Origin of the sequence: Arenibaculum sp. (assembly GCF_035998295.1) — a bacterium.
Taxonomy (GTDB): Bacteria; Pseudomonadota; Alphaproteobacteria; order Azospirillales; family Azospirillaceae; genus DASYHS01.
In genome coordinates, this window is sequence record NZ_DASYHS010000244.1 from 1 (window position 1) to 11,492 (window position 11,492).

Below are 11,492 nucleotides of genomic sequence, written 5' to 3' on the forward strand. Positions count from 1 at the left end.
GAAGCGGGGGGACATGGGCGAGGACGGGAAGAAGGCGATCGAGCTGGCGCTGCAGGGCGGCGGGGCGCACGGCGCCTTCACCTGGGGCGTGCTCGACCGGCTGCTGGCCGACGACCGGCTGCGGATCGACGCGCTGAGCGGCACCAGCGCCGGGGCGATGAACGCGGTCGTGCTGGCGGACGGGCTGGCGCGCGGCGGGACCGAGGGGGCGCGGGACGCGCTGGGGCGGTTCTGGCGCGCGGTCAGCGACGCCTCGCGGTTCAGCCCGCTGCAGCCGACGCCGCTCGACGTCATGATGGGCCGCTGGAGCCTCGACAACTCGCCGGGCTACGTGATGATGGACCTGCTGGCGCGCATGGTCTCGCCGTACCAGCTCAACCCCTTCAACTACAACCCGTTGCGCGACCTCGTCGCAAGCACCGTCGATTTCGACGCCGTGAACGCCTGCGACCTCGTGAAGGTGTTCGTGACGGCGACAAATGTCGAGACCGGGCGGGCCAAGGTGTTCCGGCAGCCCGACCTGAGCGCCGACGTGCTGATGGCGTCGGCCTGCCTGCCATTCCTGTTCCAGGCGGTCGAGATCGGCGGCGTGCCGTACTGGGACGGCGGCTACATGGGCAACCCGGCCCTGTTCCCGCTGGTGGACGAAAGCCCGGCGCGCGACCTGATCCTCGTCCAGATCACGCCGTTCCGGCGCGCGGGCACGCCGACCAGCGCCCAGGACATCCTGAACCGCCTCAACGAGATCACCTTCAATGCCAGCCTGACCGGGGAACTGCGCGCGATCGTCCTGCTCCGGCAGCTGATCGAGGCGGAGAACCTGGAGCACGAGCGCTACCGGTGCATGCTGCTGCACCGCATCCACGCCGCCGACGACCTCGAGGACCTGCGGGCGTCGAGCAAGCTGAACGCGAGCTGGCCGTTCCTCCAGCACCTGCACGACATCGGCTGGCGCACGACGGAGAGCTGGCTGGAGAGCAACTTCGAACACATCGGCGTCTCGTCGACCTTCGACGTGAACTCGGTGTTCGAGGACGGCATCCGCCCCGCCGGCGGCCCCTGACCCCTCGACCCCGGCTCGAAGGCGCGTCCCGGGCGCTCACGGGAGCTGGAGCTGCCGGCGCGCTTCCGCGTACATCTCGGCGAGCTTGGCCTTGATGTCGGCGTCGCCGAAGGGCCGGCCGCCGGCCTCCAGGTCCCGGCGCAGCTTCGCGATGACGTCGTCGTCGCCGGCCGTTTCCAGATCGGCCAGGACCACCTCGGCCGCGTAGGACTCGGCGGCCTCCCCGCTCAGGCCCATCTCCGCGGCGGCCCACAGGCCGGTCAGCCTGTTGCGGCGGGCGAGCGCCTTGAACGCGACCTCGTCGCGCGGCGCCTGGCGCCGTTCCTGTCCCTGTTCGTCGTCGCGTGTCGGCACGCTCCCATCCTCCCTTCCGTTCGTCCCATCCGTCCTCAACCGGGGACGGGGCGGAGGATCGCGGACCACGGGCGACCCGGCGGCGCTCGATTCCGGGCTGGACAACCGCTATGTTGCAAGCACCATGCTACAGGCGGCAGCGCAGGCCGCCCCGACGAAGGAGCGCGCCCCCCGTGTCCCAGATCCTGCTGCGTCAGCTCTTCCCGGACGAACCCACCTTCGGCGGCACTACCCACGGGATGCAGGGCTCGGCGATCCGCCACCTGTTCATGACGCTGGCGGTATCGTCGCTGGCGGCGCGCGGCGGCGGGCCGCTGCGCATGATCGAGATCGGCTCGTGGACGGGGTTCAGCGCGCTCACCTGGGCGCAGGCGATGGGCGCCTTCCACCCGGCCGGCGGCAGCCTGACCTGCATCGACGTCTGGCAGCCCTATTTCACCGGGGCCGACCTCGCGAAGGGCGACATCTACGGGACGATGGACGACCTCGCCTCGACCGGGCTGGCCTACGACCTGTTCGTGCACAACACGCGCTTCGTGCCCAAGAACGTCCGGGTCGACCATTTCCGCGGCCGGTCGCGCGACATCCTGCCGCTGCTGCAGGAAGGGGCGTTCGACCTCGTCTACATCGACGGCAGCCACTATTTCGACGACGTCGGGCACGACATCGCCGGGGGCGACCGGCTGCTGCGCGAGGGCGGCATCCTGTGCGGGGACGACCTGAACCTCCAGGCGCATGAATGCGACCTCGACCACGCCGCCCGCTCGATCGAGGAGAACTACGTCGAGGACCCGCGCACCGGGCAGCACTTCCACCCCGGGGTGACGCTGGCGGTCGACCGCTTCTTCGGCGGGCCGGTCAGCGCGTTCTCGGGCTTCTGGGCCATGGTGAAGGGCGCGCAGGGGTACCGGCCCTTCGTGCCGGCGGGCGCGCAGTTCCTGGTGCCTGACCATTTCCCGGCCTGGCTGCGCCAGACCATCCTGCAGACCGTGGCCGCCGACCCCGACCTGGCGCCGCGCGCGGGGTGAGCGGGCGGAGCCGGCCGGGCATCACGCCGGCTCACGGCCCCGGATCGCCGCCGGCCAGCGCAGAGTCGAGCAGGGCGACCAGGGCATCGATCCGGTAGGGCTTGGACATCACCTTCACCCCGGTGACGCGCGCGACGTCCTCGCTGTAGCCGGTGGCGAGCACGATGGGCAGACCGGGAGCGAGGCGCCGGGCCTCGCTCGCCAGGTCGACCCCGCTCATGCTGCCCGGCATCACGACGTCGCTGAACAGCACGTCCACCGTCTCCCCGGCCAGCACGGCGAGCGCCTCGTCCGCCGTGGCCGCGCGGGTGACGGTAAAACCGGCGTCCTCCAGCGCGGTGCCGACCATCATCGCGACGATGGGATCGTCCTCCACGACCAGCACGTGCCCGCTCCGGCGCGGACCGGCGGCATCGTGGGGCGGCGGTTCGGCGACGGGGGCCGGAGCGGCCTCGCAGCGCCCGAGCAGGAGATGCACGGTGGTGCCCCGCCCCTCCTCCGTCTCGATCCAGGCGACGCCGCCCGCCTGGCGCGCCAGCCCGTAGACCTGGGCCAGGCCCAGGCCGGAGCCCTTGCCGATCTCCTTGGTGGTGAAGAAGGGATCGAAGGCCTTCGCCAGCACGTCGGGCGGCATGCCGCATCCGGTGTCCGACACCGAGAGCCGCACGAAGTCGCCCGCCAGCTCCGCCGCCAGCCCCGCCGCGTGCCCCGTCGGGTGCCCGGCCGCGAGCGTCACGTTGGCCGCGTCGATGGTCAACGACCCGGCACCCGGCATGGCGTCGCGGGCGTTCACGGCCAGGTTGATCAGCGCCAGCTCGAACTGGGTCGGGTCGACCGAGACCGGCCACAGCCCGGGGGCGAAGCGGGTCTCGATCCGGATGTCGGCGCGGACCACGCGCTCCAGCAGGGGGGACATCGCCAGCACCCGGTCGCGCACGTCGATCGGCTCCGGCCTCAGGCCCTCCCGCCGGGCGAAGGCCATAAGCTGCTGCACCAGCTTGGCGCCGCGGTCCACGGCCTGCTGGCCGGCCTCCAGCAGGGGCCGGACCTGCGGCTCCTCCGTGCGCCGGCGGATCATCGACAGGCAGCCTCCCAGCGCCTGAAGGAGGTTGTTGAAGTCGTGCGCCAAGCCGCCGGTGAGCTGCCCGACGGCCTCCAGCCGCTGCGCCTGCACGAGGAGGGCCTCGGCCCGGCGCCGCTCCTCGATCTCGTCGAGGAGGCGGCGGTTGGCCGAGGCGAGTTCCCCGGTCCGCGCGGCCACGCGCTCCTCCAGGCTCTCGTTGAGCTGGCGAAGCTGGGACGCGGCCCGGTCCCGCTCCGCCTCCCTCTGCGCAAGCGCCCGGGCGGCATCGACGATCGCCGCGCGCACCACCTCGGTCTCGCGGAAGCCCGCTGCCGCCTCGCCGGAGGCGGGAGGCGAGCCCTGGCCGAGAGCGGCGGCGTCGAGGGCCAGCCGTTCGACGGGTTTGGCGATGGACCGGGCGGCGACGGCGGCGAGCACCGAGCCGAGCACCAGCATCAGGCCGCCGATCCCGAGGAAATGGACGATCGACAGACGCGACGTCCACATCACGTCGCTTTCCGGGATGGCGACGAGGAAGGCCCAGCCCGACGCGGAGGACCGGCTGAGCGCGACTAGGGACCGCACGCCCTTGAGGGACGTGCTGCGGAAGACGCGGTCGTCCATGCCCTCGCGGATGCGGCGGCGGACGTCGGGCGTGCCGGGAACGCCGACGAAGCGGTCGGACTCGCGGTTGCGCGCCACGACGATGCCGTTCCTGTCGAGCACGGTGCGCACCCAGTTGGGCGGCAGGTCCTGCTCCGTCAGGAGGCGATCGAAGGACCGGGCCAGGGTGATCACGCTGAGATAGTGCAGGCGGCCGCCCGTCTTCACGAGAAGGGAGCTTGCGACGGCCGGCTGCTGGGCGACGAGCCCGGTGAACAGGTTGGAGACGGTGACCCGCTCCCGGTTCGCGTTGCGCCAGTGATCGTGGTTCTTGATCTCCGGGAGCGGCGAGCCCGGCGGCAGGTGGGTGTTCACGACCTGGCGCCCCGGAACCGCGAGTACGAACCAGCTGTCCGAGGTCCGCAATATCCTGCGCGCCTGCGCGTCGAGGGCGGCGAAGTCGCCGCTCTCGAGGTGGGGGCTCGTGGCGAGCGCCCACAGGACGGTCTCGGCCTGGCCGAACAGCCGGTCGACGCCGAGGGAAAGTGCGCGCGACGTCTCGACGAGGTGCCGTTCCACGTAGTCGCGGTCGCGCTGGTAGGTGGAGTGCAGCATCAGGACCATCCCCAGAAGGAAGGGGACGAGCAGCGACACGACGAGCAGCAGGAGCCGCGACCTCAGGGATGGGGCGGACGCGCGGTTGGGCACTGGTTCTTTCGGCAGCCTCATCGGCGCCGTCCCTTTCGGACGGAAACGGCAGCGGGTCCGGCGTCTCCGCTGGTTCCGCCGCCCAACCTACCCGGGCGCATAGACGGCGTCCATCGGGACGGCGGTCCCCGGCCCTTTCCCGGGGCCGGGAATCATGGGATGTGGAGGGCGGTCGCAGAGCCGAGCCAGGAGTTGAACGCATGTCAGGCATCGCAAGGGTCGTCCGCCATGGGCCGGTCCACCTCGCAACGGAAGCCTTCGCCGACCCCGGGCAGCCGCCCGTCCTGCTGATCATGGGCGCCACGGCCTCCATGCTGTGGTGGCCGGACGAGTTCTGCCGGGCCCTGGCCGGGAAAGGGCGCTTCGTCATCCGCTACGACAATCGCGACGTCGGGCGGTCGACGACGGGCCTTCCCGGAGAGCCGGGCTACACGATCGACGACATGGCCGAGGACGCCGTCGCCATCCTCGATGCCTATGGGCTGGCCCATGCCCATTTCGTCGGCATGTCCCTGGGCGCCATGATCGCGCAGATCGTCGCCCTGAAGCACCCGTCCCGCGTGGCGAGCGTGACGGCGATCAGCTCGGCGCGGCTCGACGAGGACGATCCCGACTTGGCGCCGATGGACCCGCGGCTGCTGGAGCATTTCGGCAGGATCGCCGGCCTGGACTGGTCGGACCGCGAGGCGGCCGTCGCCTTCCACGTCGAAAGCTTCCGTATCTCGGCGGGACGGCAGGCGACCTTCGACGCGGAACGCGCCCGAAGCCGCGCGGAGCGGGAATACGACCGCGCGATCAACCCGCAGAGCGCGATGAACCACGCCATGCTGACGGGCGGCGAACGCTATCGCGGGCGGCTCGGCGACATCCGGGCGCCGTTCCTGGTCATCCACGGCAGGCACGATCCCATCCTGTCCTTCGCCCACGGCGTCAGGCTGGCCGAGGCCGTCCCCGGCGCTGGGCTGGTGTCGCTCGACGACGCCGGACACGAGCTCAACGAACGGGACTGGGGCCTGATCGTGGAGGAGATCCACGCCCACACGAGCGGGCCGGGCCGCCGGCCGGCGCCATAGGCGGGCGGCGAACCAGACCCGCCTGGATCACCCCCGCGGCGGCAGGGCCCCGGCAAGCTTTTCAAGGTCGAGCAGGGCCGAGAGCACGAGCAGGGTGTCGAGGTCGTTGTTCCATGGCGCCGCGAAACGCTGGCACGCGAACACCCGCAGCTTGGCGATCACGCCGGCGAACGTCACCGCCCCGGTCTCGACCAGCGCGCATTCAACGGCCCAGCTTCGGTGGAAGACCCGCTCGAAGGCGCGGTCGGCCGCCCGGTCCCCGTCGCGCCGGCTGCCGAGCGCGTCCATCGTCTCGCTGCAGTGGCGCCAGTCGCGATAGAGGCCGAGGATGGGATCGGCAGGCGCCGGCACGGCCGAAGGGGCCGGCAGAGGCGACCGCGACAGGGCCGCCAGCGCCGACATGATGGTGGCGTTGCGTTCGGCGAGGAAGGCGTCGATATCGTCGGGCGGGCCGGCCATGGGCTCCTCCTGTCGCTTCACTCCGCGCACCGAGTCGGCGGCGCGGACCGCCGTTTCGAGCGGACGACCGCCGCCCGCCGATTTCGGAATCACCGAATTCAATACTTTTGCACCGAATACAATAGAGTGCGCAAGCCCGTTTGTCAATGCGTCCGCATCGAATATGGTGATATTCAATGTGTTTCCGACGAGGTCGGCATGACGGGCGGGACGGACTGGACGGAACGGGCAAAGGCCGTGCTGCGCGCGGAGATGAAGCGCCGCGACCTCACCTACCGACAGCTCGCCGACAGGCTGGCGGCGATCGGCGTGTCCGACACGCCCGAGAACATCGCCAACAAGGTGAGCCGGGGCCGCTTCACGGCTGTGTTCCTGGTCCAGTGCCTGACGGCGCTGGAGTGCCGGGAACTGCGTCTGGACCGGCCGCCCGACGCGGGCCGTAGCGCCGGACGGGAGGCCGGCGGATGACGGCATGGACGGACGCGGAGTGGAAGGCCGAGGTGAAGCGCCTGCTGCGCGCCGAGATGGCGCGCCGGGGCATCGGCTATGACGACCTCGCCCGTCGGCTGGCCACCATCGGGGTCGAGGAAACGGCCGTGAACCTGCGCAACAAGGTATCGCGCGGAGGATTCTCGGCCGCGTTCCTGCTGCAGTGCCTGGAGGTGATGGGGTGCAGGGTGGTGCGAATCGGGGGGTGATGTTTCTAGACTGCTTGGTCACTCCCCGCGTACACGCCGGAACCCATGTCCTCCGAACTTGCCGGCGGGTTCATGTCTCCCCATCTCAGAAGTCCCATTCCACTTTCAAGCTGGGAGGCTCCCTTGGCACGTAAATCATATGGAATCGCCCGAGAGGCGCAGGAAACCCGTAAGCTGAACCAGTTGGCAGATGAGTATGGAAGTATGGAGGTCGCCATTGCCATCATGACGCCACAGCTCCGGCAGCACGGCTGCAGCCCTGAGAATTTCAAGGCCTATCTCAATGTCAAAGGCCTAATGCAGCATGGAGCACTCGATGTTGATGCTGCAGAGAAAGAGGCCCAAAGGAAGGTTAAAACGGTCCTCGATTCCGTTTTTGGAAAAAATAAGGCGAAAGTCGACTGAGGACAAACCAGTCAAGGGCGGACCTTTGACCACAGTCCGCCCCTCCCCCTGATAATTTCACGTGGCAGTCAAATATCTTAGTATATGTTTACACCATCCAGGAACTAACGCTTAGGCGAGTAAAACCAGATTAACGCTGCGGCATTTTTTAAACGTTCCTGCCGCGAGCGTAGCTTAGGAGAGGGAGTTCGTCGGCCAGGGCCTCTGGATCAGGCGGATTTAACGCTGATATTCCTCCGCAATTCACACACACACTACCCCTCGACATCCGTCTCGATGACCGGCTCGATGACGGCCGCTTCAACCTGCGTTCCCATGGCGGCGACAAATTCGTCATATACCCTGTGATCGGCGTCGAACGATTCGAGCATGACAACGAAGGTCGCCGTCACGGGCCATGCCTCGGTGCCGCCGGGATAGAGATAGCGGTCCCGCCAGAATAACCGAGCTCGGAGCCGCAGTTCGTTCTGACCGAAGGTTTTGCCGCGTGGGAAGTGCTGGGAGTAGACACGGATCGGCTGCCATTTGGCGTCCTCGGTCCGCGCAACGCCTTCGGGCGTCTCCAGGCTCATCGAACCGACAAGCCGCTCCCACTTGTTGCTGTTCGTCCGGTACTGGACGGTGGCCTCGATTCGCGTTGAGGCGTAGTTCGTGCCCAAAGCATGGGTCACGGGAGCCAGGATAGCGACTAGCTTCACTCGGCCTTTAAACTTGCCACCACGGGTCAGGGATGGAGGTAACTGGATGCCAGACCAATAATAGTTTCGCTTCTCCACGATCGACTGCTGCCAGCAGAAGATCACCGCATTGTCGCCGCTAAGCCACGGCCGCACAGGCGAGATAGGACTCCCATAACCCGTGCGGTAGTGGAAGTCCTGCTGGTCCGCCGCGTTGATGAGTAGCGCCTTCACCAAGTCCGGTGTCGGCTGCTTCAGATTAGCCCAGGTATGCGCCGCAATCCGGCTCACCAGAGGGGCAGCAAAGCTCGAAGCTATGCCTTGCCGACCACCAAGGAGTCGCTGGCTCGAAAACCAGCTCAGTTCAGGCTTCAGCATCTCCTCGGGGCCGAGACCCACGCGCGAGATATGGCAAGGCTCCCCCACCCGTCCATCACCATTGTGGAGCCTGCCGCTCACGGTAATTGCTGCCTCAGCGTCCGCCGGCGGGGCGATCCTCTCCTCAGCTTCCCCAGGGCGGTTTCCTGAGGAGATCACGAAAAGCACGCTGTGTTTCCTAGCGAGACGCGACATCTGGTGGCCGAACTCACTCACCCGCATCCGGTCGCAGCCTGCCGGCATGTTCGCCGAGATGTTCCACACCTTGGTGTCGCGATTTGCCGCGATCGTGCGGTCAAGATAAGCGATCAGGCCCGCCATATCCCAGCTGCCTACGAAATCGTTGCGCGGAACCACCGGCACGTCGCCGAGCCGGACCGGGTAGCTGGTAATATCTAGGTGATTGTTCCAATCCTCGGCCTCCCGCAGGACACCAGCAACGCAGTTCGCGTGATTGTGGTCGAGAGCCGGCCGAGGGAGAAAGGCGGGAGCGCGCCAGGCAACGTCAGGCCCATAGCGCCGCGCGGTGATTCCTCCGTCCACCTCCCCCACGGTGGGAACAGTTGGGGGGAGCGGATTGTCCGGATCTGGCTCGGGTTCCGGGCCGTCGCCAGGCGGGATGCCGACCAGCGGCGCGATTGGATCCCATCTAACGATCGTTCCACTGCCGACCAGTTGAACAAGTTCTGCCTTCTCTGCCACCGCCGCAACAAGCCGAGGATAGTTGCCCTTCTGCATGCTTGCCTTAGCCCGCGCGAGCAGGCTCGCCCGCGCATCGCCGACCGCAATGATAGTGCCGCCCGCAACGGCCGGAAAATCAATGGCGCCCTCAGCCGATTCCGAAGTCAAGAGCGACGCCTGTGGAGCGGAGGAGATGAGCAGCGCCAGCCCGGAGGTGCCCAAGCGGTCAACGACTTCTCCGCGTGCCTCTGGATTGACGAAGGGTGCTAGGTAGGCGACGAACTGGCGGCGTCCGCGCTCATCGGCGGCGGCGGCCCGCCATGTGGGTGTGAGATCCTCCGCGGCGACCGCCTCCTGCAAAGGAACGACGGCGGCAATGCGGGAGATGTCCACCCTTTGGGCAATGGAACCGGGGTTCTTGATTCGCTGCAGAAGCGCCGTGCGGCAGGAGAGCGGCACTTCAACCGCGTAGCCGCCGTGCCAAGGTGCGGCGAAGGCGATTCCCAAGTCGCGGCTAAGCAAATCTTTCGGGGTCCAAGAGGTTGCCAGGGAGCTGTCCGCCATCTTAACCCAAAACAGCGTGCGCCCACTGAACCAACGAACGCGCTCAGATCTGTCGCTCAGAAGTTCAGCGAAGGTATCGAAGAGAGCGCGCTGCCTAGCCCGGAACTCCGGGTAGATGTCATCCTCACTCTTTCCCCGCCCCTTGACGCCCTCTCGGGTTGCGACCATCTTGAGCCGCAGAACTGGATTGTCCGGCACCGCCCACCTCGCTCTGGACGATTTGCCTACCCGCCTTCAGGCTCTTGTCAGCCCCCTGCCTGGTAATCTGGAAGAGGGCTCCAACATCGCCTGGAGACAGATTGTGTAGCTCCGCAACCTTCTTTCGGAGATCACGCAGCCGATCCGCCGGCAAATCACCCATACGTGGTAATATAAACTTCCCGCTTGCACAACTAACAACCGCCTCCACCACAGCTGAAAGTTGGATAGGCCGATCACTGATGACGGTTGTCCGGCGGGCCGCCAGCGCGACCTCACGTATGTCAGAGCAAGACATCCCTTGGGAAATGTGAGCAAGAGCTTCTGCCGCCCTCGACTTCCCGAGGTCAAGGTAATAGCCCCACAGATCCCGCCGCAGGTCAGAGCCCGGAAGCCCCATGTCCAGCCGGTAAGGGAAGCGCCGCCACACGGCCGGGTCGAGCAGTTGCGGGTGGTTGGTAGCCGCGATGATGACGCAGCGATGGTCGAGCCGGTCGAGCGCTTGGAGCAGCGCGTTCACCACGCGCTTTAGCTCCCCTACATCCCGCGCATCGTCGCGCTGCTTGGCAATGGCATCGAACTCGTCCAGCAGGAGGACGCCCCCTGATGCTTGCACATAGTCGAGTAGCATCCTGACATTCTTGGCCGTGTCGCCGAGCAGGGATGAGACCAGGGCATCCAGGCGCGCGACGTAGAACGGGCGGTTTAATCGTGCAGCTATGTGCCCAGCCGTCAAAGTCTTGCCCGTGCCAGGCGGTCCTGACAGAATCAGGTTGAGCCTAGTCGCAAGGCCTGCCGCCGCTAGCCTCTCTGCGGCGCCGGCCTCTGCGACAAAGCGGGAGAGCACAACGTCGTGCTCTTCCTCCATCAACAGCGGTTCCATGGGCCAAGGCTGCTCCTCCAGCAGCGCCGTCCGGCTCTTCGAGTCGCTCGGCAACTCGGCCGGCCGCGAACGCACAGGGCCGCGGCCATGCAAGACAGCGTGGAGTCGATGCTGCCACCGCCCTGGGTCGTCGCCGGCCACTCGAGAGACAAGGGCAGCTCCGAGGCGGCGAACGGAGGAAAAGTCGGAGTCGAGGCCGGCCGATACCAGATCTAAAATCATAGCTGGCGTTTCTTCTTCGCGCCTCGGCATCTGAATGACATCAGATGATGTAATCGCGCGCCTCGCCATAATTCGTCCTCCACGGTGACTTATTCTTTATCATACATCAGTGCGTCATCTAGCAACCAAGAACACATGGATTATGTCACAACCAGGCGGCAAAAGCAATCTTAAAACTCATCAATTGACATAAAATTTCCGCCTCTGACTTTATAGTTCTCTATCTGAGCAACTGGCTTTTTCTCTGGTCAAGCAGGAGAACCCTACAGACAATAACGTTGCGGTGACGAACACAGAGGTGGTCCCCGATGGCCGGACAGTTTGGCGGCTGGAATAAGCTTGGTTCAGGTCTCCGTCATGCCGCCAAGCCGATCCCAGTCTCGATGCCCTGGTAGGCCTCGTCCGGGGTGCTGCCGCCGAGCCGCGAATGCGGCC

Annotated in this window: 11 protein-coding genes; 6 read left to right on the forward strand and 5 right to left on the reverse strand. The window is 66.9% G+C overall.

All coding sequences use genetic code 11. From position 1 onward, the window contains the following. A partial coding sequence (locus tag VGO20_RS23125) for a patatin-like phospholipase family protein (RefSeq protein ID WP_327504755.1) occupies positions 1-1,063 on the forward strand: 1,063 nt, incomplete at its 5' end. A 36-nt stretch (positions 1,064-1,099) separates the two neighbouring features. Here the strand turns inward: VGO20_RS23125 and VGO20_RS23130 are convergent. After that, the gene (locus VGO20_RS23130; RefSeq protein WP_327504756.1) at positions 1,100-1,417 is read right to left on the reverse strand and encodes a DUF1476 domain-containing protein; all 318 of its coding nucleotides are present in this window, start codon (positions 1,415-1,417) and stop codon (positions 1,100-1,102) included. A 173-nt stretch (positions 1,418-1,590) separates the two neighbouring features. Between VGO20_RS23130 and VGO20_RS23135 the strand changes: the two genes are divergently transcribed. Continuing rightward, positions 1,591-2,445: an O-methyltransferase gene (locus tag VGO20_RS23135; protein ID WP_327504757.1), complete on the forward strand. Its 855-nt coding sequence runs from the start codon at positions 1,591-1,593 to the stop codon at positions 2,443-2,445. 31 nt (positions 2,446-2,476) lie between these two features. On the opposite strand, the gene VGO20_RS23140 is transcribed toward VGO20_RS23135, so the two are convergent. Then, a complete protein-coding gene (locus VGO20_RS23140) occupies positions 2,477-4,840 on the reverse strand; it encodes an ATP-binding protein (RefSeq protein ID WP_327504758.1) in 2,364 nt (787 codons plus the stop codon). A 179-nt stretch (positions 4,841-5,019) separates the two neighbouring features. On the opposite strand from VGO20_RS23140, the gene VGO20_RS23145 reads away from it, so the two are divergent. Next, positions 5,020-5,892 carry an alpha/beta fold hydrolase gene (locus VGO20_RS23145; protein WP_327504759.1) on the forward strand — a complete coding sequence of 291 codons (873 nt, stop codon included), beginning with the start codon at positions 5,020-5,022 and terminating at the stop codon, positions 5,890-5,892. A gap of 27 nt (positions 5,893-5,919) precedes the next feature. Here VGO20_RS23145 and VGO20_RS23150 read toward each other — a convergent pair whose 3' ends face one another. Beyond that, positions 5,920-6,351 (reverse strand): hypothetical protein, encoded by a 432-nt coding sequence (locus VGO20_RS23150; protein WP_327504760.1) that lies wholly within the window; start codon positions 6,349-6,351, stop codon positions 5,920-5,922. Between the two features lie 198 nt (positions 6,352-6,549). Between VGO20_RS23150 and VGO20_RS23155 the strand changes: the two genes are divergently transcribed. From VGO20_RS23155 to VGO20_RS23165, 3 genes are all read left to right on the forward strand, one after another. After that, complete coding sequence (locus VGO20_RS23155; protein ID WP_327504761.1) at positions 6,550-6,819, forward strand: DUF6471 domain-containing protein; 270 nt, start codon at positions 6,550-6,552, stop codon at positions 6,817-6,819. Then, the gene (locus VGO20_RS23160; protein ID WP_327504762.1) at positions 6,816-7,049 is read left to right on the forward strand and encodes a DUF6471 domain-containing protein; all 234 of its coding nucleotides are present in this window, start codon (positions 6,816-6,818) and stop codon (positions 7,047-7,049) included. The genes VGO20_RS23155 and VGO20_RS23160 overlap by 4 nt, the downstream gene beginning before the upstream one ends. Positions 7,050-7,172: 123 nt before the next feature. Continuing rightward, positions 7,173-7,454 (forward strand): hypothetical protein, encoded by a 282-nt coding sequence (locus tag VGO20_RS23165; protein WP_327504763.1) that lies wholly within the window; start codon positions 7,173-7,175, stop codon positions 7,452-7,454. A 254-nt stretch (positions 7,455-7,708) separates the two neighbouring features. Here the strand turns inward: VGO20_RS23165 and VGO20_RS23170 are convergent, their stop codons facing one another. Further along, positions 7,709-9,952 (reverse strand): S8 family serine peptidase, encoded by a 2,244-nt coding sequence (locus tag VGO20_RS23170; RefSeq protein ID WP_327504764.1) that lies wholly within the window; start codon positions 9,950-9,952, stop codon positions 7,709-7,711. Beyond that, a complete protein-coding gene (locus VGO20_RS23175) occupies positions 9,879-10,835 on the reverse strand; it encodes an AAA family ATPase (RefSeq protein ID WP_327504765.1) in 957 nt (318 codons plus the stop codon). The genes VGO20_RS23170 and VGO20_RS23175 overlap by 74 nt, the downstream gene beginning before the upstream one ends. Positions 10,836-11,492: the final 657 nt, after the last annotated feature.